The organism is Cyclobacteriaceae bacterium (genome assembly GCA_025808415.1).
Classification (GTDB): Bacteria; Bacteroidota; Bacteroidia; order Cytophagales; family Cyclobacteriaceae; genus UBA2336.
The window spans coordinates 1336344-1362101 of sequence record CP075525.1 but is presented as its reverse complement, the minus strand read 5'-3'; the positions used below and the strand labels follow the sequence as shown (position 1 = coordinate 1362101).

Here is a 25758-nt window from a genome sequence, read left to right as displayed (position 1 = left end):
ATAAAAAAGCCCCTTAACTCGGGGCTTTTGAATTCTATGCTCTTTGTGATCAGAATAACTTAATAATATCGTTCGCAAAAATCAGCACCATCAGCGTAAGCAAAAACACCATACCAATTTTTTGTGCTGTCTCCAGAAATTTATCGGAGGGCTTTCTGCGGGAGATCATTTCGTAACTGAGAAACATCACATGTCCGCCATCCAAAGCAGGAATCGGCAACAGGTTCATAAAGGCCAGCACCAATGAAAGCACTCCGGTTAACGACCAAAACCGCTCCCAATCCCAGGTTGATCCATACGCCTGCATAATGCCAATCGGCCCCGACAATGATTCGCGTGGGGAAAGCACCCCGGAAATTACTTTGCCAAAAGCTTTCACCTGCACAATAAGTGTAGTGAACGCACGCTTTGTGCCCAATGGAATGGATTCAAAAAAACCATAGTCCATTTGTTTGGATATAGAGGTGAGAAAAGATTCTGCATCGGCACGGAAACCAATGGCTGTTTGGTCTTTGAAAGATTCTTTGAAGGTTAGTGTTTCACCGCCCCGCAACACACCTAATTGAATAGAGTCGCCTGTAGTTTTTACGGCAGCGTTTACTTCATCAATATACTGAACAGCAGCACCGTTCACTTCAACAATCTTATCACCGGTTTTCAACCCTAACCGTTCAGCCAATGAACCTCCGGAGATTTCGGCAATAACCGGAGGAACCCGGTAAGTTATAAATGTTCCAACGCCTTCTTTTTTATTGAACTTCTGGATAAAATCAGCTGGAATGCTGATGTCGATTAATTTCCCATCGCGTTCAACGGTATAGTAAGCATTATCCGATAGTAATGTTTCAGGCTTCAGAATATCCTGCAGGTAGTCAAAATCCTGTCCGTTGATCTTCACAATCTTGTCTCCGGTTTTTAACCCGATGCTTTCGCCTACCGGCCCTACCAAAAAGCCGCCATTGCTATTAATGGCATCTTTCATGAAGTACATTTCTCCAAAAGCAAATGTAACCCCGATAAAGATCATGATGCCGACCACCACATTTACGATAATTCCACCCAGCATAACAATCAGGCGCTGCCAGGCCGGCTTGGAACGAAACTCCCAGGGTTTGGGCTCCTGCTTCATGGCTTCTGTGTCCATGGATTCATCAATCATCCCGGAAATTTTTACATAACCGCCCAGCGGAATAGCACTTAAGGCGTACTCTGTTTCACCTTTCTTAAACGAAAATATTTTCGGTGGGAAGCCGATTGAAAACTGTTCCACACGCATGCCGAAATATTTTGCGGCCAACAGGTGGCCCATTTCGTGCACAGCAACCAAAATTGAAATGCTCAACAACAGTTGAGCGAGCGATACCATCCAATCCATCAGTTTATCAGTTCTAAAGCTATAATTCGTGTTTCTTTATCCGTTTGTACGTAATCCTCCAGCGAAGGATGCTGCACATAACTCATTTTACCCAGGCATTGCTCCACAATGTCTGTCATTTGAAGGAAACCAATTCTGTCCTTTAAAAATTCAGCCACTACCACTTCGTTGGCTGCATTTAACACACAGGGCATGTTTCCGGCCCGTTTCAGTGCCTCAAACGAAAGCGCAAGATTACGAAAAGTTTCCATATCGGGCTTTTCAAATGTGAGGGCCGGGTAGTTAACAAAATCGAACCGGGGCAAATCAGATTTAAAACGGTTGGGGTAGCTTAATGCAAATTGAATGGGCAGGCGCATATCGGGCAGCCCCATTTGGGCTTTCATGGAGCCATCCTGAAACTGAACAATTGAATGTATGATGGATTGCGGATGCACGATAACCTCCACTTGCCCGGGAGAAAGACCAAAAAGCCATTTAGCCTCAATTACTTCCAGCCCTTTGTTCATTAATGTAGCTGAATCGATGGTGATTTTTGCGCCCATCGTCCAGTTGGGGTGCTTGAGGGCCTGGGCTTTGGTTACCGATAGCAGTTCATCACGTTTCTTGCCCCGAAAAGGGCCACCGGAAGCCGTGAGGATTATTTTCTCAATGGGGTTATGGAATTCGCCCACGATGCATTGAAAAATAGCCGAATGTTCTGAATCAACCGGATAAATATTCACGCCATTTTCCTTTGCCAGTGAAGTGATTAACTCACCGGCCACCACCAGCGTTTCTTTGTTGGCCAAGGCAATATTTTTTCCGGCCTCTATGGCCTTAATGGTAGGTTTTAATCCCGAGTAGCCTACCAATGCCGTTAACACCATGTCAATGCTATCCATTTGAACAACGGAAGCCAAGGCATTCTCACCCGTATAAACCTTAATATCATGTTGCAGCAACGCATCCTTAACTTGTGGATATTGTTCCTCATTGCCAATAACCACAACATTGGGTTTGAAGGCAATGGCTTGTTCAATCAACAATTCGGCATTGTTGTTGGCTGTAAGCACTTCAACTGAAAATTCATCCGGATAGGCCCTAACAACCTCGAGGGTTTGCCTGCCGATAGAACCGGTAGAGCCAAGAATGGCTATGTTCTTTTTAGGGTGCAAAATCAAATTGTTCTGAATGATTACTTAAACGAGTACCGCGCAAATTAAACAAAATACTTTGGGTAAGGTTTTAGGCAAGCCTTACACTTGACGTAACGCTCTGCTATCGATGTTTGGCATCGGCAACCGCATGGCTCAATGGCGGAAAACTGCTTGCATTAAGTTGATTGCATATCGCATAAAGTCCTTCCATGCCAATACCCTCACCGGTAAGCACAAGATAGAACCGGCCGTGCACGCCCAAAAAAAGCTGTGAATAGTTCCTTATTTTATCATAATGCTCCCAACCTTCTCCTCCTTCAAAAGGGTATGGCCCCTGTTTCCGAATCTCATTGTCTTCGCTAACCTGGTTTGCCCACTTACCAGTGGCCTGCCTGTACATGATGGAAGCATTGTTATAATCGAATAATAAGATGGTAACTTTTCGCTTGCTCTTGCTGAAACCACGCTCAGTCATGGAGTAGGTTAATGTACCGATCTGGATCATGCGGCCTTTGTTTTGTTCAATGAGGTTAAAACCTTCCAGCCTGGCTGGCAATAGCCTGGCTAATTCATCGGGTGAAAGTAACGTATTGTTATCCGATGGGGTACGGATAATCATAGTTTGAAGGAATAACATCCCCAACAGGATAACTTTTAGTAATAGGCCCATAGCCCGGTTTTTAAACCGAACCTTAAGATAAGCTAAACTTTGCTAATTCATCGGCAATTTTGCGGTCGTTCGAAAGCCGTGGCACCTTATTTTGGCCACCCAGCTTGCCCTGCGACTTCATATACTCAATAAAAGATTGTGGCCGGAGCGAAGTAATTTTAAGTGTCCTGAGGATGCTGCCGGTAATCAGATCATCGTAATACACATTCAACGCCCGCAGTTGGTTATCAAGTTCAATTTCAAATGCTTCGCGGTTGGCTGGTGGATTGGAAAATTCCACAAACCATTCATGGTGCGGTAAACCAGCCGAAGGTGTTACCTGGGGCGCCACCGTAAACTCAACCAATTCCACTTCCGGAAATTGATTCATGGTTTGCCGCATGGCCTTTTCTACTTCCTCACCAATCACATGTTCACCAAAAGCAGAGATAAAATGCTTTATCCTTCCGGTAACCAAAAGCCGGTATGGGTTTTTTGATACAAACTTCACCGTATCGCCAATGGAGTATCCCCACAACCCGGCATTGCTGTTAATGATCAATGCATAGTTCTTTCCAAGTTCTACTTCACCAATGCTGAGCCGTGTGGGGTTTTCGTTGAAGTACTCTTCAACCGGAATAAATTCATAAAACATACCGTTGTTAAGCAACAACAATAAGCCCGGGTTGTGTTGTGAATCCTGGTAAGCAATAAAACCTTCCGATGCGGGATAGGTCTCAATGGAATCTACCTTCTTTCCAATGGAATCTTCGAGTTTGGCACGATAAGGCTCAAAATTAACCCCACCGTACACAAACACTGAAAAGTCCGGAAAGACATCTTTTATCTTTTTGCCGGTACGGGCTTGTATGCGGTCAAAATACATTTGCACCCAAGGCGGTATGCCTGAGATGAGCGTCATGTTGGCACCCAGTGTTTCATCGATTATGCATTCAAGCTTTTCTTCCCAGTCTTCAATGCAATTGGTTTTGTAGGAGGGCTTTTGATTGGTACGCAGGTACGAGGGTACAAGGTGGTTTGAAATACCTGACAACCTACCGGTTTTTATTCCGGCTGTTTCTTCCAACTCCGGGCTGCCCGAAAGAAAAATTAGGTTTCCGTCCAGAAAGGAAGCATTGCCGGTTTCATGAACATAACTTAGGGTTGAGTTACGCGCACTTATAAAGTGGCTGTATTTCGATTCGTTTGAGATAGGGATATACTTCGTGCCCGAGGTAGTGCCCGAAGTTTTGGCCAGGTAAGCGGGTTTACCTTTCCATAACACGTTGGCTTCCCCTTTCAATATCCGCTCCACGTAGGGTTTTAATTCTTCATAATCCCTCACCGGAACTGCCTTTTTAAAATCCTCGTAGGTCTGAATGGAACTAAAATGATGATCCATGCCAAAAGCTGTGTTTTGTGCCTGGGCAACTATGCTTTGTAATGTTTTTTGCTGAACAGGAACAGGATTTAAGAACCATTTTTTGGTTTGGGCTGCTACATAGGCAGCAAACGGCTTGGCCAGAACGCTTCGAATACCCATATCCGGTAAAGGTACTGAACGAATTTGGAATAATAGCTCACCAAAACCTGCCTGAACTTCATCGGTAGCTTAACCGTTATTAATGGCAGGATTTTTTTAACCGGCTCAACTTTTGTAATGTTCGGATCATCGTACCAGAATTAAATTATTGTTATGAAAAGTTTTTTAAAAATAATTATTGTTGGGTTTGTTGGCGGATTAGCCGGTGCCTACACCATGTTTAACTACCTGGTCAAATCGTCTGAGGACCTATCTAAACAACAACCAGCCTTTTCCACAACCAGTTATGATTCACCGGCTTTGGTAAGCCCCAACCTGGTAGATGCAGACGCCATGGGATCGCTTGAACTGGTGGATTTCAGTGCGGCTGCCAACAAGGCAATCCCCAGTGTGGTTTATATCAACAGCATTTTCAAGGGCACCTCTTACTCAGCCTTCGATTGGTTTTTTGGTGGCGGTGCCACTACCCAAACACGGGTAAGCAGTGGCAGTGGCGTGATCTTTACAAAAGATGGTTACATCGTAACCAACAACCATGTGGTGGAAGCCGCTGAAAAAATTGAGGTGATGCTGAATAAAAAAGTGTACCCGGCAGAATTGATTGGAACAGACCCCTCAACGGACCTGGCTGTTTTAAAAATCAACGAAACCAATTTACCCGCCATAACTATTGGTTCATCAAAAAATGTACAGGTTGGCGAATGGGTGTTGGCGGTTGGCAACCCGTTTTCACTTTCCTCTACCGTAACGGCCGGCATTGTAAGTGCCAAAGGCCGCAGGATTGGAATATTAGAAGACAAATTCCCGATCGAATCATTTATTCAAACCGATGCTGCCATTAACCCGGGTAATAGTGGTGGGGCGTTGGTAAACAAAAACGGTGAGTTGGTGGGCATCAACACAGCTATCCTGTCGCGCACAGGAAGTTACACAGGGTATGCCTTTGCCGTTCCGGTTGATATCGCCTACAAAGTATTTGAAGACCTTGTAAAGTACGGAGTTGTGCAGAAAGCGTTGTTTGGTGGTAATGTGGTAGAATACAATTTTCAGAATGCGAAGAAGTATGATTTAAACACCAATGTCTCAAGCTTTGAAGGCGTGTTGGTGGAAAGCCTGGACAAAGAAGGGCCTGCGTTTACTGCGGGCTTGAAGCCGGGCGATGTTATCACCAGGATTGACGGCAAAGCCATTAACAGCCAAAGTGCATTTGAAGAGGAATTGGCTTACCGCTACCCGGGCGATGTTATTACCGTATCCTATCAACGCGATAAAAAAACAAATTCGGCCACCATTAAGCTGGTCAATAAATCAGGCACAACCGAAATTGTTAAACGAAAGATTTTTGTTTCCTCCTCCATAGGTGCAGAGTTTGAAGCAACCGACTATGGTGTAAAGGTTTTTAAAATCAATGATAGGAGCGTGCTGAAGCAAATCGGTATACCTGAAAATTTCACCATCATTGCCATAAACCGTGTTAAGGTTAAAGAGCCTCAGGAAGTAATTGAATTTTTTGAAAAGTTTAAAGGGCGAGGCTACGTATATGGATTGAACAGTTCAAGGCAACAAGTGGAGATACCTTTTATTATAAGGTAAGTAAAGAGATATGAAAACAGAAAATGCGGATGTTTAATTCATCCGCATCTTTAACTTCTTGCCCAGTTCTTCTACCGAGGCCTTAAAGTTGGAGTCGGTCTTCATCATATCTTCTACCGATTCCAGTGCATGGATCACCGTACTGTGATCGCGACCGCCAAAATTTTCGCCAATCAACGCTAATGTAAGCTGTGTGTAACGCTTGCAGAAGTACATGGCAACCTGGCGAGGGATTACAATTTCGCGCTTCTTCACTTTGCCTTTCATGGCATCAAGGTTTACCTTGAAATATTCTGAAACGGTTTTCTGAATAAAATCAACACTTACGTCCGACTGGATTTCTTTGATAATGTTTTTCAATACTTCTTTGGCCAAATCAAGATCAATCTCTTTCTTCAACAAAGTTGCGTGAAAGATCAACGAATTAAGTACACCTTCCATGTCGCGAAGGTTCGTATCCACACTATACGCCAGGTACTCCGCCACTTCGGTTGGTATATCAATACCATCGGCTTGCATCTTACGGTGTATGATGGCCAGCTTGGTTTCAAAATCTGGTTCCTGCAAATCGGCCGTAAGGCCCCACTTAAAGCGCGAAAGCAATCGCTCCTGAAATCCTTTCATATCGCGCGGGGGGCAATCGCTGGTCATGATAACCTGCTTGCCGGATTGATGAAGCTGGTTGAAGATGTGAAAAAACATTTCCTGCGTTTTTTCACGGCCAGCCAAAAACTGAACATCATCCAAAATCAATAAATCTACCTGCAGGTAAAAATTCTGGAACTCCTGCAGTTTATGGTTTTGAAGTGCATTTAAGAATTGCGTTGTAAAATCGTTCTGATCGACATACAGAACAATTTTTTCAGGCATGTTATTTTTTATCTCATTACCGATGGCCTGAACTAAGTGTGTTTTACCTACCCCTACTCCACCGTAAAGCATTAAGGGGTTAAACGAGGTAACACCGGGTTTTTTCGCCACGGCAACACCGGCCGAGCGAGCCAGGCGGTTGCAATCACCTTCTACAAAATTATCGAACGAGTAACTTGGGTTAAGCCTTGAATTAACAATTTGCGGGTTAAGCGCACGGAAAGTAAAAGGTGAATAGTCGCCATCGTGGCCGTTTCCATTGGTTCGTTTGCCGGCCATGCCGTTCGGATAGTTTACGGTAACCGGTGGGTTTTTCGTATTGCCACTGTCAACAATTACTGAGTATTCCAAGCGACCTTCCGTACCCAACACTTTGTGGATGGCTTTCTTCAAGGTGGTTACGTAATTGTCTTCCAGCCATTCGTAGAAAAATTGTGAAGGAACCTGAATGGTGAGCACATCACCTTCTACACGCAACGGAACAATCGGTTTAAACCAGGTATTGTAATTCTCTTCCCCTACACTCTCCCTTACTATTTCGAGACAATCATTCCATACTGTTGTGCAGTCAGCTACCATTTATTTTACAAGGTTTGAATTTTTCGTTTCCTGCAGCGGAAAGGGAGACAAAGATGTAAAAAAAGCTTTTAAGAAAACAATACCCGGTTTACTTGACTTTGCTAAAAAAATTACCGTTATAAAAAGAGAAGAAATCTTCCAACAGTTGTCGGCCAAAAAATATCTTCATGCAAGAAATTGATCTATAAATAATCAATCGATTGAGTGTTTGTTAAATTGCGTAAATGAATAAACACACCGACTTATTTTCAACCTTTCCACCGGCCGGCAAAGCGGCATGGACAAATGCCGCAAGCGCTGAAATTGAAGGAAAAAACCCATTTGAAGCCCTTGCGTGGGAAAATCTTGGCGTGAAAGGAGCACCCCATTACGATGCCAGCGAGCCGCGCAATGAAAAGTTTAACTTGCCTGTTTCCGATGAGCCCTTCCTGGGGCCACGTTGCTGGTATAACATGCCTGTAATCAAAGTTTTAGATGAAGAAAATGCCAATAAAGCCGCGCTGAAAAAGTTAACGGGTGGCGCTGATGGAATCCTGTTTGATGTTGTAAAAAAAGAATCACTATGGCTTGATACGTTGCTGAAAAACATCGATTGGCCGTTCTGCCAGGTAAGTTTCATAATCCCCGACAATCCGGAAATTTTTTTTTCATCGTTGGAAAATTTTCTCAACGAAAAAAAGTTTGAACCCGGGTCGATCAAGGGTTTTGTCTTGTTAAAAACTTATCCACATCATCCACAATCTTTGCACAAAGTTGTGCACAGCCTCAATTCTTACAGAAATTTAAAGTTGGTTGGTATTACCTCAACGCACGCCAACCCTACCGAACACATCAGCGATTTGCTGGCAAATGCTGTTACTAAAATTGACATGCTTACCGAATCCGGGCTAACACCCGATGCAGCATTACGCCAGGTATTTTTCTCCATCGATGCTGGTAACGATTTTTTTATTGAACTAACCAAACTAAAAGTGCTGCGGATATTATGGGAACGGATAGTAACCGCGTATAAATCAGCACACCCTTACGATGCTTATATCCATGTTTTTTGTAAAGCCTGGCACAATGAAGCTTTTCAACCACACGAAAATATGCTGGCGGGTACTACCCGCGGCTTATCGGCTGTGTTGGGTGGTTGCTCATCGTTAACGCATGAGGCAGCTGCACCCGAAGAGCATTTGGACAGGATTGCACTTAACATATCCAATATTTTGCGCGAGGAGTCACACATCAATAAAGTAGCTGACCCTACCGCTGGCGCGTATTACCTTGAACACTTGTGTAACGAACTTTCGGATGCGGCCTGGACAAGTTTCTTAACCAAAATAAATCAAGCATGAAACCGGATTTTTTAAAACCCGAGCGTACCGGTTGTCAACCTGCGGCAGCCGGGCATGTCGCACGCAAACCGTGGCTTAGTGCTGAGCAAATTGAAATAAAACCTGCCTATTCTGCGGATGACATAAAACAACTTCAGCACGTTCACTTTACGTCAGGCATTCCACCCTACCTGCGTGGACCATACGCGACCATGTACACTACGCGACCATGGACCATCCGTCAATATGCAGGCTTTTCAACGGCAAAAGAATCCAACGCATTTTACAGGCGTAACCTTGCAGCAGGGCAGCGCGGCTTGTCGGTTGCTTTTGATTTGGCTACCCACCGCGGCTATGATTCCGACCATCCGCGCGTGGCTGGCGATGTGGGCAAAGCCGGTGTGGCCATTGACTCGGTGCTGGACATGAAAATACTTTTCGACCAGATACCGCTGGATAAAATGTCGGTAAGCATGACCATGAACGGGGCCGTAATACCCATACTGGCATTTTACATTGTGGCTGCCGAAGAGCAAGGTGTTAAACCCCATCAACTTAACGGCACCATACAAAATGATATACTCAAAGAGTTCATGGTGCGTAACACCTACATTTACCCGCCCGATCCTTCCATGCGTATTGTGGCCGATATTTTTGAATACACGTCACGCCATATGCCCAAATTCAATTCCATAAGCATCAGTGGTTACCACATGCACGAAGCCGGTGCACCGGCACATATCGAACTGGCCTATACGCTGGCCGATGGTTTAGAGTACCTGCGCACCGGGCTAAAAGCCGGAATTGCCATTGATGATTTCGCCCCACGACTTTCGTTCTTCTGGGGCATCGGCATGAACTTCTTCATGGAAATTGCCAAGATGCGTGCCGGCAGGTTACTTTGGTCGAAGATTGTACAACACTTTAACCCTAAAAATCCAAAATCAATGGCGCTGCGAACGCATTGCCAGACATCCGGCTGGAGTTTAACAGAACAAGACCCGTACAACAACGTTACACGCACCTGCGTGGAGGCACTGGCAGCCGTGCTGGGCGGTACACAATCGTTGCACACCAATTCGCTGGATGAAGCCATTGCCCTGCCAACCGACTTCTCTGCCCGCATTGCACGCAACACGCAATTATTTATTGAAAAAGAAACAGGCATCACGCGAGTGGTCGATCCGTTGGGCGGATCGTACTACGTAGAATCCTTAACGGCCCAACTTGCCGAAAAAGCCTGGAGCCTGATCGATGAGGTTGAAAAACTTGGTGGCATGACCAAGGCCATTGAAAGTGGTATACCTAAAATGCGCATTGAGCAGGCTGCCGCTGCCAAACAAGCGCGCATTGACTCCGGGGTGGATGTAATCGTAGGTGTAAACAAATACCAAACAACCGAAAAACCCGACTTCGATATCCTGGAGGTTGATAACACCGCTGTGCGCCAGGAACAGATTGACCGCCTAAACAAATTAAAAGCAGAACGGAATGCCACGGAGGTGGAGCAGGCCTTGATTGCCCTTTCCGCAGCAGCCAAAAACAAAACCGGCAACCTGTTGGAACTGGCCATTGATGCAGCTCGCAAGCGTGCCACGTTGGGTGAAATATCAAGCGCCATGGAAACTGCTTTCGGCAGATATAAAGCATCCATTAAATCCATCACGGGTGTATATTCGAGTGAAATGAAAAACAATTCCCATTTTGATGAAGCACGAAAACTTGCGGATGAATTTGCCACACTGGATGGGCGAAGGCCACGCCTATTGGTAGCAAAAATGGGGCAAGATGGCCACGACCGTGGCGCTAAGGTAATTGCCACCAGTTTTGCCGACCTGGGTTTTGATGTTGACATCGGCCCGCTATTTCAAACCCCCGAAGAAGTGGCCATGCAGGCGGCAGAAAACGATGTGCACATTGTTGGTGCCTCCAGTTTGGCCGGAGGGCACAAAACATTGATACCGGAACTGGTTACAGCCTTAAAAAAAATCGGGCGGGAAGACATCATGGTTGTCGCGGGCGGTGTAATTCCCGAAAGGGATTATGCTTTCCTGAAACAAGCCGGGGTATCGTTCATTTTTGGGCCCGGAACGGTCATTCCTGATGCCGCCAGCGAAATACTAAAAACGCTGATGGCCACGCGGTAAATCCACATGCTTATGCGGGTGCACATTTGCGCAAAATGTTTCCGAAAGCCTGCGTAATTAATTAGATTCGAAGTCCGGAATTCAAATAAATATTCTAATTCTAAAAAGATGAAAGCAATGCGGTTGATTGTGATAGGATTTCTTTCTGTTCTTTTAAGTACAGCCTGGGCACAGAAAAAATTTGACAAAGCCTTGGCTAAAGCCGACAAGAGCTACAACAGCGGAGACTATTCCAAGGCGCTGAAGGCCCTGACCAAGTACAAGTCGATGGTAACTTCCAAACTCGGCCCTTCAAATGCATCCATGCCGGGCTACCACACACGTTTTGCAAAATACAACCTTGCCTATGGTGTGCTTACCAATTTTGAAACAAGCCTCGACCAGGCCATTACCATAAGCACCAATGTTTTTGGTGAGAACACAACAAACCATGCCAACACCCTTATTGATGTTGCCGAAGTATACAATCAATATGGGTATTACCGCAAAAGCCGGGAGTTGCTGAACAAAGCATCGGACATCGTAAGTAAAGAAGAACAAGCCGACCCTGTACTAAAAACAAAGCTCGTGCTTGAAATGGCCGAAGCCATGATCGGTCAGGGATTTTGCAACGATGCCTTAGCGCTGCTCCGCGCCAACGAAAGCTTTTTGGCCAGCCGTGCGGTAGATAAGGAAACATCAGTAGTTGATGGCAAATTAAAAACGGTTCGTGTGCCGGAGGAAGAATGGAAACCCAGGTATTCGAGTTATGCCCGCATGTTGTCACTCATAACACTTGCCTATGGCAAGAAAGGTGATATTGATAGCGTTGACATTGCGCATCGTGCCTCGCGGCCGTGGATTTCTAAAAATCAAAAAATGATTGGCGAATCAAGTCTCCTGCTTGTACAGGCCGATTATTGGTATACCTTGATGTACGCTGAAAATAATGACGGTGTTGTACCACCTAAATTAACTAAATCGGAAAAGTATGCTGATTTTGGCGATCAACTTTCCGAACTTAAAAAAAGAACATCCCCATCAGTTCCCTTAGGCCATAGTCTTTACCTGGCCGAACTTGGTCAACTTCAACTGGCCGATAACCGCTCGCGCTATGCCAACCTGAAGGCCGAATACGACCGTATGCTTGGAAAATATTTTACCAAGTCAAGTTTGTTGAACGTTAACCTTAAGGCCGTTGAGTTCGATAATAAACTTTCAAAAGACAAAACACGAACCCTCGAACGGGACGCTGAACGCGTACTGAACAACGAAGCATTGCCACAATACTACAGCACCCGTATCCGAATACTTGAATTTCTTTACGGCCTGTATGAACAAGCCAAAAGATACGCTAACGCGGAATCAACCCTGAACCAGATCAGCCAGATAAAAAAAGAATTATACGGTGAAAATTCACCGGAATATCATCTGTCACAAATTGCTTTGGCAAATTTCTACCTCGATTTTACAAACAAAGTAGAAGCAGCGGGGAAAATTTACGAGAACAGCTACGAGAAATTGCTCGCGAAGGAAATACACCTCAAGCATAAAGATCATCTTACCATGCTCTATCATATTGCATCGTATTATGAACTAACCGATAAATTTTCGCTGGCATCAAAAACACTGGAAAAAGCATCTGATGCGGCACGTACCAAATACACCAACACTGACCCTACTTTTGCCATTGCGCTCAACCAAATGGCTAAACTGAGAATTAAGATTGGTGACTACGACAATGCCGATGTAGATATTGACCGGTCATTAAAAATCTTCGACTTAAAAGAAAACCGCGATGACAAATGGAAGGCCGATTACATAAGCGCCATCGAAACACAAGCCAAACTATACGGCATTAAAGGTATGTTCGATGAAGCCCAGGGCAACCTGGACCGTACCCGTAGCATGATCCGTAAATCGAAAGTACCCATTGGGAACGAACTTTCTACAGCCGAGGAACTCTCCAGCCTGCTCATCCAATTGGGATCTTACGCGCAAACCGATGAATTGTTGGGCAAACTGATACCGGAATACGAGAAACTTTATGGCACTGAATCCATTCGGTTAATAGACCCTTTGACTAACCGCGGCAGGTTGCTGCTGGCCCGTGGCGATTATACCGAGGCTGAACGTGTTGGCCAACGTGCCAACCAAATTGCGGTAAAAACCTATGGTGAAAGTTCAACTAAGGCTGCACCAACACAACGTTTGCTCAGCGACATCAACTACAGCCTGGGCGATTACGACAAGGCCGAAGAAAACATCCGAAAAGCACTGACCAGCCTGGAAAAACAATTTGGCAGGCACCATGTAGATGTTGCCCGTTCACTTTCGCAGTTGGCCCTGATCAAGTTCTATGATGGCGATAACAGGCGTGAGGTTGAAAAAATTATGGTAGAAGCCCGTGATATCATAGCCGATAAGTTGGGTAAAGACAATCCACAGTATGCCGAAATCCTGAAGAACATCGCGCAACTGTATATCTCTGAAAAGAAATACGACATCGCATTCAATTCATTGACCATTGCCGAAAACATCTGGTTGCAAAAAACCGGTAACAAACGGAACATCAACACCGCCAGCATTTATACGCTTACCGGTGATGTTTATTACCAGCAAAAAAATTACAACAAAGCCGAAGAATTTTATAACAAAGCCCTTACGGTTTACAGCAAAAACAGCTTCAGCAACTCCCATCCTGAATATGTTAAAGTGCTCTCCAAGCTAAGCAAGGTGTACTACATGAAGAAGGATTACAAGCGTGCCAAAGTGAACATTGAAGGCGCCTTGAATAATTATGAAAACTTCATTAAGCAATTCTTTCCGGCTTTGAGTGAACGCGAAAAAGCAAAATACTGGAATACCATTAAAGGCGACTTTGAGTTTTACAACACCCTCGCGTTTGGCAAATTAGATGAGTTTAAAGACCTCGGTGCCAATGTTTACAACTATCAATTGCTGACGAAAGCCCTCCTGCTCAGTTCATCCATCAAAATCCGTGAACGCATTATGAACAGCACGGATACCGAATTGAAAACGCAATACGAAAACTGGGTTCAGAAAAAAGAACTACTCACCCTTGCCCTATCGCTAACCCCTACACAACTGGCTGAAAATGAAATCGACCCGGCTGCCCTCTCTGCAGAAGTAGAACGGTTGGAGCGTTTCCTTAGCCAGCGTTCCGAATTGTTCGGGCAGGCTTTTGAAAGTAAACGCATAACCTTTGCCGATGTAGCCAAATCGCTCAAGCCAAATGAAGTGGCCATTGAAATGGTTCGTTTCAGGGTGTTTAACCATGCCTTTACCGACTCCGTAGTGTACGCGGCCATGTACGTGAAAAACGACAGCAAAAAGCCCGAAGTTATATTGCTTAATGACGGAGCAAGGATGGAGGGACGAAACTTCAGGTTCTACCGAAATGCCATTACCGGTAAAATCGAGGATACCAATTCGTACAATGTTTATTGGGGCCCCATCCAAAAACAACTGGGCCAGGTTTCAACCATTTACCTTTCGGCCGATGGCGTGTATAACCAGATTAACCTGGAGGCTATTCCAACACCGGATGGAAAGTATATCTTGGATAACTCCAATATTGTTTTGGTTAGTAATACAAAAGATTTATACCTGAACAAGGTGAAGTCACGCGCAGTACCCGACAACACAGCCTCAATGTTTGGTAACCCAACCTTCTACCTCACCGCTTCAAAAGATAATATGCCAATCGCGCCACTTCCGGGAACTGAATTGGAAATTAACCAACTGCAACAACTGTTGAAGCAAAAAGGCTGGATCACCGAGCAATACCTGGAAACTAAAGCCACCGAAGAAAGAATAAAAGAACTTAACAGCCCGAAAATTTTCCACGTGGCCACCCACGGTTTTTACAAACCAACCCATGAACTAAAACCGGAAGACGAAATGCAAGGAAACGAGTTGGCCTTGACCCAAAACCCTTTAATGCGCAACGGGTTGCTACTGAAAGGTGCAGGGGACTTATTGGATAAAACCGATTATAACTACAACATGGAAAACGGTATCCTCACCGCCTATGAGGCCATGAACCTTAACCTAGACCGCACCGACCTGGTGGTGCTAAGCGCCTGCGAAACAGGTTTAGGCGAATTGCAAGCCGGTGAAGGTGTGTTTGGCTTGCAGCGGGCATTCCTTGTGGCGGGTGCAAAAATCCTGATCATGAGTATGTTTAAAGTAGATGATGAGGCAACCCAAAAGTTGATGCTTAAATTTTATCAAAAATGGCTCAATACCAACAATATGCGCCAAAGCTTTATTGAGGCCAAAAAAGAGCTTCGTGCCGAATACCCCGAACCTATTTACTGGGGTGCATTTATGATGATCGGGCTGGAGTAGCCAAGCGTGGATGGTACAGGGTAATAAGTTATTGACCCTGTACTATTGACTATATCACTACCCTCCTTCTATACTTGTTTCATGAAAGCTTTTGCCAGCGACAATTATTCCGGTGTTCATCCGGAAGTTATGGAGGCGCTCAACCGCGCCAATCATGAACATGAAAGATCGTACGGTGCCGATGACATCACACAGCGTACCATCAACATCTTCAAAAATTATTTTGGTAACGACATCGAAGTGTTTTTTGTGTATAACGGCACGGGTGCTAATGTGCTCGGCCTGCAGGCATTAACACAATCTTTTCATTCCATTATTTGTTCAGCGCTTGCGCACATCACTGTTGACGAATCCACTGCTCCCGAAAAATTCACCGGATGCAAACTGATCGGGATACCCACCTCGGATGGTAAAATCTATCCGGACCAGGTGGAACAAAAAATCCAACGACTGGGCGACCAGCACCACCCGCAAGCCAAGGTAATTTCCATATCCCAATCAACGGAATACAGTACGGTTTACAGCGTTGAAGAAGTTAAAGCACTCGCTGCAGTAGCTAAAAAGTTTAACCTTTACCTGCATATGGATGGTGCGCGCATCAGTAACGCGGCTGTTAGTTTAGGGAAAGATTTCAGGGCATTTACCACAGATGCCGGGGTGGATGTACTATCGTTTGGGGGGGCAAAAAACGGAATGATATTCGGTGAAGCGGTTGTTTTCTTTAATCGTGAAATGGCTAAGTACTTCCCGTACATCCGTAAGCAAGGCATGCAACTGCATTCAAAAATGCGGTTTATCAGTTCACAATTTGAGGCACTGCTCTCGAACGACCTGTGGAGAAGAAATGCCACGCACGCCAACACCATGGCCAAAAAACTGGAAGAAGGACTTAGCCGAATCCCGCAAATCAAAATCACGCAAAACGTTGATGGCAACGGGGTTTTTGCCATTATGCCCGAATCCATCATTGAAGGGTTGCAAAAAGAGTTTCATTTCTATGTATGGAACGAGCGCACAAACGAATGCCGGCTGATGTGTTCTTTCGATACGAAGGAGGAAGAAATTGAGCGATTGGTAGAAAAAGCGAAAGCGCTGTGTTCAGCGCTTTAAGAATTTGTAGGTACCCTTAAACTTTGTTTCATCATCCCGAAGGGCCAGCAGGTAATATCCTGCAGCAAAGTCCTTTACACGAAGCCTGATCTTATGGTCATCAATAATCTCTGACTCTACGGCCACTTCATTACCTATGATATTATAGAGGGAAATTTTTACAGAACTGGCGTGAAGGTGATCAAGGTTAACTTCTACGTACTCCACGGCTGGGTTAGGGTACAACGAAATGGACTTACCCAACGAAAATTTTTCCGACAAAAGCACACCCTCCTGACCAAACACCATAAGGCTTGAAAACAAGCTTATGGAGAGAACGGTAAAGGTTTTAAGTACTTTCATATGGCTTAGTTTACGCAAAATCCACACCAAAAGTTGGCCTGGAACACCATTTAGATGCACAAAGTCCCAAAAAGGTTTAAATCGTCAACAAAATTCAGTTCAATTTCCCAAAAGCGTCAGGGATGTGATCAATTATATCCGAGGCCAGCACCCCACGAGAACCAATTCTTTTTCTGGCTTCATCACCGGCCAGTCCGTGCAGCCATACCCCCAATTGGGCAGCTTCATGGCAAGTATAGCCTTGCGCCAGCAGGGCTGTTAGCATTCCGGTCAACACATCGCCCGAGCCTGCGGTTGCCATTACAGGGTTGCCCGTGTTGTTAATAAAAAGGTTGCCTTCGGGAGTTGAAATGGTTGTATGCGCCCCTTTTAACACAACCACAACCTTATGTTCTTTTGAAAATGCCTGCTGGCGATCCAGTCGTTCAAAACCACTTTTTGAAACCCCCGCCAGACGCTCAAATTCTTTTGGATGAGGGGTAAGGATAGTACCCTGTTTCATCAACACAAGCAACTCACGATTTTCACTCATGATATTCAGTGCATCGGCATCCAGCACCATAGGCATGTTGGCTTTCTCCAGCACATCGCCTAATGCCTGTGTTGTTTTTTTATTCTTGCCTAAACCAGGGCCAATACCAATAGCCGTATAAGCTTCTACATCAGGGCATATCGAAAACCATTCTTCTGATCGATCAACACTCACCATAGCTTCAGGTATGGTTATTTGAATAATTTCATATCCGTTTGCAGGAACATGTGTTGTGAGCAATCCGGCACCCGTTCGTAAAACAGCGCGGGAAGCCAGCACGGCAGCACCCATTTTGCCATAGCTTCCGGCAATGAGCAACGCGTGGCCACGCGTGCCTTTATGATCGAACTTCTTTTGAGGTTTAAGCAGCTTTCGAACAGCTTTCTGTGTAAGTAAAAAAGTATCGGATTCTGCCTGTTGTAGAAAGGATTTGCTCAGGCCAATATCCACTGTAACCCATTCACCAACATAGCCGGCATTTTCGGCCAGGAAGAATGCACGTTTAGGTAACTGAAAAGACACGGTGTAGTCGGCTTTTACGATTGGCCCTGTTGATGCCTTGTCGGCCAAGAGGCCTGAGGGCATATCCACAGCAATACGCAAGGCTTTTGCCTGGTTAACTGCATGGATGGTATCGGCATAAATCCCTTCAACAGGGCGCGACAAGCCCGTTCCAAACAAAGCATCGATCAACACGTTGCATTCGGAAAAAACTGAAGAAGAGACTGGTTGCTCAAGGTAGGTAACGCTGTTTTTTAACCGCTGAAGGTTCGTTTCAAAATCATCGGTAACTGGTGCTGAGTTTCGCACAATCCAAACCCTAACGTTGTAATCAAATCCTGCAAGCAAGCGCGCTATCCCTAAACCATCGCCTCCGTTGTTTCCGGTACCACAAATTATCCCAACCGTTGTTGCAGGATCAACCCGCTCGGTAAACCACGAACAAAACGCACGGCTGGCCCGCTCCATTAAATCGATTGAAGCGATGGGCTCATGCATTATGGTGTAGGCATCAAGCTGTTTGATTTGCTGTGCGCTTAAAATTTTAATCATGTACGGGCACCAATAAAAATGTCCTGTAACAAATGTACAGGACATAAATAACATGTTTACTGATCACCATCAGGCAGGAGGTTGAACACCAAAAAACTCATAGTTCTTAGGGATGTAACTTTTCCACTTTTCGGGTACCTGGCTCTCTTCAAAAATGGCTTCCACAGGGCAGGCCGGCACACAGGCATCGCAATCAATACATACTTCGGGATTGATGTAAAGTTGTTTGCCTTCTTTTTCAAACCCTGGTTCTTTCACCTCTGAGCCACTTCCGTCTTTACTAATGGGGCCATGTATACAATCCACCGGGCAAACATCTACACACGCGGTATCGCAGGTACTTACGCAAGGTTCGCAAATAATGTAGGGCATAATGATGAATTTAATGGAACGATATGACCATTGTCATGTTTGAAGATAAGGAATAAATATAAACTAGTCCAATTTTGAACCCATAGCTAATATGGCGCGGGTAGTGTAACTTAACAGACAAAAAATTTCGGGGCATGAGTGAAACAGCAGTAAACGGTAAGAAAACGACTAAGGAACTGGAAAAAGTGGTTATCCGGTTTGCAGGCGATTCCGGGGACGGAATGCAGCTAACCGGTTCGCAATTCAGTTTTACATCCGCTTTGTGGGGCAACGACCTGGCTACCTTCCCTGACTTTCCGGCCGAAATTCGGGCCCCGCAAGGAACCGTTGAGGGCGTTTCCGGATTTCAGGTGCAAATAGGAAAGATTGACATTTATACCCCGGGCGATCAAGCCGATGTGCTGGTGGCCATGAACCCGGCAGCCTTAAAATCAAACTTGCAATTTGCGCGGAAAGGCGGAAACATTATTGTAGACCTTGACGCTTTTGTTGACCGAAACATTGAGAAAGCAGGCTTTGTAACCAATCCGTTAGAAGACGGGACTTTGGCCGACTATAATGTTGTTGAAGCACCCATCTCTTCGCTTACCAAAACTGCACTGGAGGGTTTACAACTCGACAACAAAAGCATCATGCGTTCAAAAAACATGTTTGCTTTGGGCATGATGTACTGGTTATTTGATCGGTCATTAAAGGAAACAGAAAAATATATTGAGGATAAGTTTAAGAAAACTCCGGCATTGGCCGAGGGTAATAAGCGCGCTTTAAATGCAGGCTTCCACTATGCCGAAACCATTGAAGCCCTGCCGGCCATGTATAAAGTTCCGCCTGCGCAGATTGAAAAGGGAACCTATCGACATATTTCTGGCAACACCGCCACGGCATGGGGGCTGATGGCCGCAGCGGAAAAAACAGGCAAGAAACTTTTTCTCGGCTCCTATCCGATCACTCCCGCCTCCGACATCCTGCATGAACTTTCGCGCCATAAAAATTTAGGAGTTATTACCATGCAGGCCGAAGATGAAATTGCCGCGGTGTGCTCCGCCATTGGCGCAAGTTATGCCGGACAGTTGGGTGTAACTACATCCTCCGGCCCGGGCATTGCCCTTAAAGGTGAAGCCATAGGACTTGCCGTGATGGCGGAGATTCCTCTTGTAGTAGTTGATGTGCAACGCGGTGGACCTTCAACGGGTTTGCCAACAAAAACTGAACAAGCCGATATTAATATAGCGGTGTATGGCCGTAACAGCGAAAGCCCGGCTGTGGTGTTGGCCGCCAGCACTCCGGCAAACTGTTTCGACTTTGCTTACCAGGCTGCTAAGATTGCTATAGAACACATGACACCGGTAATACTTTTAACCGATGGATACCTGGCTAATGGTTCGGAACCTTGGAGGTTCCCGAAAACGGCTGATCTCCCTCCGATTAAAATCCGTGAACCCCAAAAGGATAATGGGGTGTACTATCCTTATGTACGCGATGCCGAAACCCTTGCCCGGGGCTGGGCCGTGCCCGGCACACCTGGCTTTGAACACCGCATCGGAGGTTTGGAAAAACAAGACAAGACCGGAAATGTTTCATACGATCCGCAGAACCATGAAAAAATGGTGCGCACCCGAGCCGAAAAGGTTGACCGTGTGGCCAACTACATCCCTGATTTAGAAGTTCAAGGCAATGGCGATGGAAAACTATTGGTCGTTGGCTGGGGCGGAACTTATGGCGGGCTGCGAACGGCCGTGACTGAACTGCAACACAGCAACCGGAAAATTGATTTTGTACATTTCAATTACATCAATCCGCTACCAAAAAATACAAAAGCTGTTTTTGAGAAGTATAGCAAAATACTTGTGTGTGAATTAAACATGGGCCAATTCGCCTCCTTACTTCGGAGCAAGTTCCCAGGCATGAATATTTTATCGTATACAAAAATCCAGGGGCAACCCTTCCTGGTTACTGAACTGAAAGAAGTTTTCTTGGAAAACCTTAAAGACTGATTACATGGAAAATACAATCGATATACCCCAACAAAAACCCCTTACCAAAAAAGATTTTGAAAGCGATCAGCTGGTGCGATGGTGCCCCGGCTGTGGCGACTACTCTATCTTATCCGCCATGACCAATGCGTTGCCTCAACTTAATATTCCACGCGAGAATTTTGTATTTGTATCCGGCATAGGCTGCGCGGCCCGCTTTCCTTATTACATGAATACCTTCGGGTTTCATACCATTCACGGGCGAGGCCCGGCTGTGGCGACCGGTGTAAAGCTAGCAAACCCAAAACTAAGTGTATGGGAAATACAAGGTGATGGCGATGCTATGGCGATTGGAGGTAATCATTTCATACATGCCTTACGCAGAAACATTGATATCAATATTATTCTCTTTAATAACGAGATCTACGGGCTAACCAAAGGCCAGTACTCACCCACTTCGCCTACAGGTTTGGTTACCAAGTCTACTCCCTATGGTTCTGTTGAGCGGCCGTTCCAGGCGGCAGAGCTGGTGATTGGGGCACAGGGTACATTCTATGCCCGTACCATTGACACCAACCCCAAATTAATGACTGAAATATTTGTTCACGCTGCAAACCACGTGGGCACATCGCTGGTAGAAGTATTACAAAATTGCGTCATCTTTAACGATGATGCCCATGCTGCAGTTACCGCCAAGCAAAACCGTGATGACTTTCAATTGCACGTAAAGCATGGACAACCTCTACTCTATGGTAAGGATAATAAAAAAGGTATCCGGCTGAACGGTTTAAAACTTGAAGCTGTAACAATTGGCGAAAATGGCATTACCGAAAATGACATCCTTGTTCACGATGCACACCATGAAGATCCAACCCTACACCTGATGCTGGCCCGGATGGCTCCGCCTCACTTCCCCATGGCACTTGGCGTAATACGTGAAGTGAGGGCTAAAACATACGATGAAGCCATAGCAGAAGAACGCGAAAAGATAACTGCAAACGCCCGTTACCATTCCGTTGATGATTTGCTTAAGAGCGGTGAGGTTTGGGAAATTAAGTAAGCGAATGAACGCGTTGTGGACAACAAGCAATTGCCTGATTTGTATATTTGACATTCGATAAAAATTCAAGCGAATGAGCAGCGAAGCACTGATTATATTTTTCGTTGGCGGGGTGATTATGGTGGGTGCAGGTATCCTGGCGGCTGATCTCTTGGCACCGAAATCAAAAAACACACAAAAAGCCGAACCGTACGAGTGCGGGGTTCCCACGCAAGGCAGTTCCTGGATACAGTTTCGGGTTGGCTATTACCTGTTTGCTATCCTCTTCCTCATTTTCGATGTAGAAACAGTTTTTATTTTTCCCTGGGCGGTGGTCATGAAAAAAATCGGACTCTCCGCCTTTATAGAAATTTTAATTTTCCTGATCATTCTTGGCCTTGGGTTGTTATATGCCTGGAAAAAGAAAGCATTAAAATGGGAGTGAACCAAAACACCATAAGTCCGCAGCAACACCAGGAACTGTTGAAAGATTTTCCCGGAGAAGTTGTGCGTGGCCCGGGAAGCAACATCGTAATTACTTCTATTGACAGTGTTGTAAACTGGTCGCGTGCAAATTCACTCTGGCCCTTGGTATTTGGTACCAGTTGTTGCGCCATTGAAATGATGGCTACCGGTGCCAGCAGACATGACTGGTCACGGTTTGGAACCGAGGTAGCACGCGCTACGCCTCGGCAAGCCGACTTAATTGTTATTGCGGGAACCATCGTAAATAAAATGGCACCGGTGCTGAAAAGACTTTATGATCAGATGGCCGATCCAAAATATGTAATCGCTATGGGGGCCTGTGCAACGTCTGGCGGGCCATTCTATTATAATACTTATTCGGTTGTAAAGGGTGCTGATCATATTATCCCGGTGGATGTATACGTGCCCGGTTGCCCACCACGACCGGAGGCTTTGTTGTATGGTATCATGCAACTGCAGAAAAAAATTAAAGGAGAATCGCTGGCCGAGCCACGCGACCCGATGAAGGATTTTGTTTAACCCAATGTCAGGTTGAGCCTGTCGAAACCTGACGGAATTTTGTATCATCCTTCGACAAGCTCAGGATGAAAATTTTGATAAAATGGATAACGAAGCATTAAAGGATTTCATCCTGCAACGAGAACCTGAAGCTGAACTAGCGCAGGGCACTCAATACTTACAAGCCGTTGTTCCTGCTGAAAAAGCTTACACCTTCCTCTCCGAACTCAAATCCAATCCGCAAACTTCTTTCGACTATCTCTTTTGTCAAACCGGTGTTGATTGGCCACAACACATGGAAGTAGTCTATCATTTAAAATCCACCACACTTAACCATGTGCTGGTGGTAAAAGCCAAAATAAGTTCACGGGAAAATCCGGAAGTGGATACCGTGTGTAATCTCTGGCGTACAGCCGAATTTCATGAACGTGAAATATTCGATTTATATGGGATTGTTTTCAAAAGCCATCCCGACCTGAGAAGATTGTTGCTCACCGATGAATGGGTGGGCCATCCGTTGCGAAAAGATTATATCGATCCCGTAAACATGATTGCCTATTGATGGAAGATGTAATCACCAAACCACTCGAATCGCAGGAGTACTTCATCAACATGGGGCCGCAGCACCCATCAACACATGGCGTATTGCGGCTGGTGCTTTCGCTGGATGGTGAAATTATACGGAATGTTGAGCCGCACATTGGCTATATCCATCGTTCTATCGAAAAAATGTGCGAACACGACAGCTATCAGCAAATCGTACACCTTACGGACAGGATGGATTACCTTTCGTGCCACATCAACAACGAAGCGGTTTGCCTGGCCGTGGAAATAGGCCTTCAACTGGAAGTTCCGGAACGTGTAAAAGTTATTCGCACCATTATTGCTGAACTTACACGGCTATCATCACACCAGCTATGGTGGGGTGTAATGGGGATGGACTTAGGGGCTATCACCACATTTCTTTACGGCTTTCGCGATCGGGAAATGATCACGGATATTTTTGAAGAAACCTGTGGCGCCCGCTTAACCATGAACTACAATGTACCGGGCGGGTTAATGTTCGACATCCATCCTAACTTCCAAAAACGCACAAAGGATTTTATTGCCCATTTCAAAAAGAAATTACCGGAATACGATGACCTGCTCTCCAACAATGTCATCTTCCGTCAGCGTACCATGGGCATTGGTAAACTCTCAAAGGAAGACGCCATTTCTTTTGGTGTAACAGGCCCCACCGGGCGCGCCTCCGGATTTTCCTGCGATGTACGAAAGCATCATCCCTACAGCGCTTACAATAAAGTTGAATTCAAAGAGATACTTCGTACCGAGGGAGATTGCTATGCCCGTTACCAATGTCGCATTGATGAAATGTGGGAGTCGCTTTCTATTGTTGAACAACTGATCGACAACATCCCGGAAGGACCATACAAAGCCCCAACCAAGGCAGTAATCAAATTACCCAAAGGAGAGTTTTATCAGAAAGTTGAAACTGCGCGAGGTGAATTTGGCGTGTACATCATAAGCGAAGGTCAAAAAAGTCCGTACCGCTTAAAATTCCGTTCACCCGGCTTCAGTAATTTATCAGCGCTCAACCACATGGCACAGGGCTGTAAAATTGCCGACCTCGTTGCCATTATGTCGACCATAGATTTAGTAATACCCGATATAGACCGATAACATGAAGTGGCTCTACGACTTTTCCTACCTCACGCGCGCCATCCATGAAGGATTATCTGAGCGATTTGAGCCAGCCACCGTAGTGATACTGGAAATGGTGTTGGTGGGGATTACATTCATGTTGCTGTTTGCCGTGTTGGGATTAGTGCTTGTATATGCCGAGCGAAAAGTAAGCGCTGTTATCCAGCAACGACTTGGCCCGATGCGGGTAGGGAAATGGGGAACTGCGCAAACGCTGGCTGATGTTATCAAACTTCTGCTGAAAGAACCCCTGATAAACAAAGACGCTGACAGATTTTTGTTTAACCTTGCACCCTTCGTTATCATGATCGCAGCCTTTATGGCTATTGCCGCCCTACCGTTTGCCAAAGGTTTGCACGCTATCGATTTCGATATTGGTATTTTATATATAGCTGCCGTTTCATCATTGGGTGTAATTGGAATTTTGTTAGCCGGATGGTCATCCAACAATAAATATTCACTGATTGGTGCTATGCGCTCCGGTGCACAGATCATCAGCTATGAACTTTCGGTTGCCTTATCACTCCTCACCATTGTGGTACTTACCGGAAGCTTGCAACTCAGTGTCATTGTAGAATCGCAGGCCGATGGGTGGTGGATTTTTAAAGGTCACATCCCGGCCATGATTGCCTTCCTGATTTTTTTGATTGCCAGCACTGCAGAAACCAACCGCGGGCCATTTGATTTGGCAGAAGCAGAATCGGAATTAACTGCAGGATTTCATACCGAGTATTCCGGATTGAAATTCGCGTTTTTCTTTCTGGCTGAGTTTGCCAACATGTTTATTGTGGCGGGTATTGGCGCAACTGTTTTCCTGGGAGGCTGGATGCCCTTTCACATCGGAACATGGGAAGGGTTTAATGTCGTGATGGATTTTATTCCTCCCATTGTGTGGTTCTTTGGCAAAGTTGGTTTTATGATTTTTCTAATGATGTGGTTTCGGTGGACATTTCCGCGGTTACGCATTGATCAATTATTGACCTTGGAATGGAAATATTTACTGCCGATAAATTTGATGAACATTGTGCTGATGGCATTTTTGAGTTTGATGGGTTGGCATTTTTAGCTATGAGCTTTTAGCTGCC

General features: G+C 45.4%; 20 protein-coding genes. 12 read left to right on the top strand and 8 right to left on the bottom strand.

The genetic code is table 11. The annotated features are described in order from the left end of the window. Positions 1 to 49: 49 nt before the first annotated feature. From rseP to KIT51_06415, 4 genes are all read right to left on the bottom strand, one after another. On the bottom strand, positions 50 to 1375 hold the full coding sequence (rseP, locus tag KIT51_06430; GenBank protein ID UYN87885.1) for an RIP metalloprotease RseP: 1326 nt from the start codon (positions 1373 to 1375) through the stop codon (positions 50 to 52). Then, positions 1375 to 2532, bottom strand: a complete 1158-nt coding sequence (locus KIT51_06425; protein ID UYN87884.1) for a 1-deoxy-D-xylulose-5-phosphate reductoisomerase — start codon at positions 2530 to 2532, stop codon at positions 1375 to 1377. The genes rseP and KIT51_06425 overlap by 1 nt, the downstream gene beginning before the upstream one ends. Positions 2533 to 2635: 103 nt before the next feature. Beyond that, on the bottom strand, positions 2636 to 3184 hold the full coding sequence (locus KIT51_06420; GenBank protein ID UYN87883.1) for a hypothetical protein: 549 nt from the start codon (positions 3182 to 3184) through the stop codon (positions 2636 to 2638). A 22-nt stretch (positions 3185 to 3206) separates the two neighbouring features. Continuing rightward, complete coding sequence (locus KIT51_06415; protein UYN87882.1) at positions 3207 to 4706, bottom strand: GH3 auxin-responsive promoter family protein; 1500 nt, start codon at positions 4704 to 4706, stop codon at positions 3207 to 3209. A gap of 153 nt (positions 4707 to 4859) precedes the next feature. Here KIT51_06415 and KIT51_06410 point away from each other — a divergent pair, with 153 nt between their 5' ends. Next, positions 4860 to 6299 carry a trypsin-like peptidase domain-containing protein gene (locus KIT51_06410; GenBank protein ID UYN87881.1) on the top strand — a complete coding sequence of 480 codons (1440 nt, stop codon included), beginning with the start codon at positions 4860 to 4862 and terminating at the stop codon, positions 6297 to 6299. A 33-nt stretch (positions 6300 to 6332) separates the two neighbouring features. Here the strand turns inward: KIT51_06410 and dnaA are convergent, their stop codons facing one another. Then, positions 6333 to 7748, bottom strand: coding sequence for a chromosomal replication initiator protein DnaA (dnaA, locus tag KIT51_06405; protein ID UYN87880.1), 1416 nt, complete (start codon positions 7746 to 7748; stop codon positions 6333 to 6335). A gap of 224 nt (positions 7749 to 7972) precedes the next feature. Here dnaA and KIT51_06400 point away from each other — a divergent pair, with 224 nt between their 5' ends. The 4 genes from KIT51_06400 (at position 7973) to KIT51_06385 (ending at position 16677) form a co-directional block, all read left to right on the top strand. Then, a complete protein-coding gene (locus tag KIT51_06400; GenBank protein ID UYN87879.1) occupies positions 7973 to 9088 on the top strand; it encodes a hypothetical protein in 1116 nt (371 codons plus the stop codon). Beyond that, entirely contained in the window at positions 9085 to 11214 is a 2130-nt protein-coding gene (scpA, locus tag KIT51_06395) for a methylmalonyl-CoA mutase (GenBank protein UYN87878.1), read from the top strand. The genes KIT51_06400 and scpA overlap by 4 nt, the downstream gene beginning before the upstream one ends. A 108-nt stretch (positions 11215 to 11322) precedes the next feature. Beyond that, positions 11323 to 15567: a CHAT domain-containing protein gene (locus tag KIT51_06390; GenBank protein ID UYN87877.1), complete on the top strand. Its 4245-nt coding sequence runs from the start codon at positions 11323 to 11325 to the stop codon at positions 15565 to 15567. 81 nt (positions 15568 to 15648) lie between these two features. Beyond that, positions 15649 to 16677: a low specificity L-threonine aldolase gene (locus KIT51_06385; protein UYN87876.1), complete on the top strand. Its 1029-nt coding sequence runs from the start codon at positions 15649 to 15651 to the stop codon at positions 16675 to 16677. Here KIT51_06385 and KIT51_06380 read toward each other — a convergent pair. The 3 genes from KIT51_06380 to KIT51_06370 all read right to left on the bottom strand — a co-directional run bounded on the left by KIT51_06380 (position 16666) and on the right by KIT51_06370 (position 18976). After that, a complete protein-coding gene (locus tag KIT51_06380; GenBank protein ID UYN87875.1) occupies positions 16666 to 17019 on the bottom strand; it encodes a T9SS type A sorting domain-containing protein in 354 nt (117 codons plus the stop codon). The two genes, KIT51_06385 and KIT51_06380, sit on opposite strands and share 12 nt — an antisense overlap. Before the next feature lie 94 nt (positions 17020 to 17113). Further along, a complete protein-coding gene (locus KIT51_06375) occupies positions 17114 to 18601 on the bottom strand; it encodes an NAD(P)H-hydrate dehydratase (GenBank protein ID UYN88513.1) in 1488 nt (495 codons plus the stop codon). A gap of 72 nt (positions 18602 to 18673) precedes the next feature. Continuing rightward, positions 18674 to 18976: a ferredoxin family protein gene (locus KIT51_06370; protein ID UYN87874.1), complete on the bottom strand. Its 303-nt coding sequence runs from the start codon at positions 18974 to 18976 to the stop codon at positions 18674 to 18676. 134 nt (positions 18977 to 19110) lie between these two features. On the opposite strand from KIT51_06370, the gene KIT51_06365 reads away from it, so the two are divergent. The 7 genes from KIT51_06365 to nuoH all read left to right on the top strand — a co-directional run bounded on the left by KIT51_06365 (position 19111) and on the right by nuoH (position 25739). Next, the gene (locus KIT51_06365) at positions 19111 to 20970 is read left to right on the top strand and encodes a 2-oxoacid:acceptor oxidoreductase subunit alpha (protein ID UYN87873.1); all 1860 of its coding nucleotides are present in this window, start codon (positions 19111 to 19113) and stop codon (positions 20968 to 20970) included. Between the two features lie 4 nt (positions 20971 to 20974). Continuing rightward, positions 20975 to 22009 carry a 2-oxoacid:ferredoxin oxidoreductase subunit beta gene (locus tag KIT51_06360; protein UYN87872.1) on the top strand — a complete coding sequence of 345 codons (1035 nt, stop codon included), beginning with the start codon at positions 20975 to 20977 and terminating at the stop codon, positions 22007 to 22009. Positions 22010 to 22082: 73 nt separating this feature from the next. After that, entirely contained in the window at positions 22083 to 22433 is a 351-nt protein-coding gene (locus KIT51_06355; protein ID UYN87871.1) for an NADH-quinone oxidoreductase subunit A, read from the top strand. Then, entirely contained in the window at positions 22424 to 22993 is a 570-nt protein-coding gene (locus tag KIT51_06350; GenBank protein UYN87870.1) for an NADH-quinone oxidoreductase subunit B, read from the top strand. Before KIT51_06355 ends, KIT51_06350 begins: the two co-directional genes overlap by 10 nt. An 82-nt stretch (positions 22994 to 23075) precedes the next feature. Next, positions 23076 to 23534 carry an NADH-quinone oxidoreductase subunit C gene (locus KIT51_06345; GenBank protein UYN87869.1) on the top strand — a complete coding sequence of 153 codons (459 nt, stop codon included), beginning with the start codon at positions 23076 to 23078 and terminating at the stop codon, positions 23532 to 23534. Continuing rightward, positions 23534 to 24652 (top strand): NADH-quinone oxidoreductase subunit D, encoded by a 1119-nt coding sequence (locus tag KIT51_06340; GenBank protein ID UYN87868.1) that lies wholly within the window; start codon positions 23534 to 23536, stop codon positions 24650 to 24652. Before KIT51_06345 ends, KIT51_06340 begins: the two co-directional genes overlap by 1 nt. Before the next feature lie 94 nt (positions 24653 to 24746). Next, a complete protein-coding gene (gene nuoH / locus KIT51_06335; protein ID UYN88512.1) occupies positions 24747 to 25739 on the top strand; it encodes an NADH-quinone oxidoreductase subunit NuoH in 993 nt (330 codons plus the stop codon). Positions 25740 to 25758: the final 19 nt, after the last annotated feature.

What these genes read in the sequence shown, in the direction of transcription:
- KIT51_06355 (UYN87871.1), top strand. Translation starts at nt 22,083, where the DNA reads ATGAGCAGCGAAGCACTGATTATATTTTTCGTTGGCGGGGTGATTATG.
- KIT51_06340 (UYN87868.1), top strand. Translation starts at nt 23,534, where the DNA reads ATGGAAGATGTAATCACCAAACCACTCGAATCGCAGGAGTACTTCATC.
- KIT51_06380 (UYN87875.1), bottom strand. Translation starts at nt 17,019, where the DNA reads ATGAAAGTACTTAAAACCTTTACCGTTCTCTCCATAAGCTTGTTTTCA.
- nuoH (UYN88512.1), top strand. Translation starts at nt 24,747, where the DNA reads ATGGTGTTGGTGGGGATTACATTCATGTTGCTGTTTGCCGTGTTGGGA.
- KIT51_06350 (UYN87870.1), top strand. Translation starts at nt 22,424, where the DNA reads ATGGGAGTGAACCAAAACACCATAAGTCCGCAGCAACACCAGGAACTG.
- KIT51_06400 (UYN87879.1), top strand. Translation starts at nt 7,973, where the DNA reads ATGAATAAACACACCGACTTATTTTCAACCTTTCCACCGGCCGGCAAA.
- rseP (UYN87885.1), bottom strand. Translation starts at nt 1,375, where the DNA reads ATGGATTGGATGGTATCGCTCGCTCAACTGTTGTTGAGCATTTCAATT.
- scpA (UYN87878.1), top strand. Translation starts at nt 9,085, where the DNA reads ATGAAACCGGATTTTTTAAAACCCGAGCGTACCGGTTGTCAACCTGCG.
- KIT51_06410 (UYN87881.1), top strand. Translation starts at nt 4,860, where the DNA reads ATGAAAAGTTTTTTAAAAATAATTATTGTTGGGTTTGTTGGCGGATTA.
- KIT51_06390 (UYN87877.1), top strand. Translation starts at nt 11,323, where the DNA reads ATGAAAGCAATGCGGTTGATTGTGATAGGATTTCTTTCTGTTCTTTTA.
- KIT51_06420 (UYN87883.1), bottom strand. Translation starts at nt 3,184, where the DNA reads ATGGGCCTATTACTAAAAGTTATCCTGTTGGGGATGTTATTCCTTCAA.
- KIT51_06415 (UYN87882.1), bottom strand. Translation starts at nt 4,706, where the DNA reads ATGGGTATTCGAAGCGTTCTGGCCAAGCCGTTTGCTGCCTATGTAGCA.
- KIT51_06360 (UYN87872.1), top strand. Translation starts at nt 20,975, where the DNA reads ATGGAAAATACAATCGATATACCCCAACAAAAACCCCTTACCAAAAAA.
- dnaA (UYN87880.1), bottom strand. Translation starts at nt 7,748, where the DNA reads ATGGTAGCTGACTGCACAACAGTATGGAATGATTGTCTCGAAATAGTA.
- KIT51_06345 (UYN87869.1), top strand. Translation starts at nt 23,076, where the DNA reads ATGGATAACGAAGCATTAAAGGATTTCATCCTGCAACGAGAACCTGAA.
- KIT51_06385 (UYN87876.1), top strand. Translation starts at nt 15,649, where the DNA reads ATGAAAGCTTTTGCCAGCGACAATTATTCCGGTGTTCATCCGGAAGTT.
- KIT51_06365 (UYN87873.1), top strand. Translation starts at nt 19,111, where the DNA reads ATGAGTGAAACAGCAGTAAACGGTAAGAAAACGACTAAGGAACTGGAA.
- KIT51_06370 (UYN87874.1), bottom strand. Translation starts at nt 18,976, where the DNA reads ATGCCCTACATTATTTGCGAACCTTGCGTAAGTACCTGCGATACCGCG.